General features: G+C 74.0%; 1 pseudogene. It reads right to left on the bottom strand.

Annotated features, from left to right (window positions below):
• Positions 1-328 (bottom strand): annotated as a pseudogene (locus P349_RS26695) (RHS repeat-associated core domain-containing protein); the annotation flags it as partial.
• Between the last annotated feature and the right edge of the window lie 11 nt (positions 329-339).

Genomic DNA, 339 nt, shown 5'->3' with positions numbered 1-339 from the left:
GGGCGTCCTGCTGCCGGCAGGGGCGGCCTTCGGCGTCATGCAGCATAATCCGGCGTCCGGCATCGACGCTGAGGGTGCGCAGGGGCTGCCCGTCGGGGGAGGAGATAAAGGTCAGGTTGTCGACGGGGGTGTCCGGTGCCCCGAGGCGGGGGTCGGCCTGGGCCAGGGGGCGTCCGGCGTCGTCAAAGCGGCCGTACGTCACGCGCAGGTCGGCATCAGCCCCGGGGGCGGAGCGGCACCAGGCGAGGGTGCGGACGGTCCGGCCGCGGGGGCCGGTGACGGTGACGACGGGCGTGCGGGTGTCGATCGGGGTGGTGGTGACGGGCATAAGGGTGCTCA

Origin of the sequence: Enterobacter sp. DC4 (assembly GCF_000568095.1) — a bacterium.
Lineage (GTDB): Bacteria > Pseudomonadota > Gammaproteobacteria > Enterobacterales > Enterobacteriaceae > Enterobacter > Enterobacter pseudoroggenkampii.
This window is presented reverse-complemented; position numbering and strand designations above follow the sequence as displayed.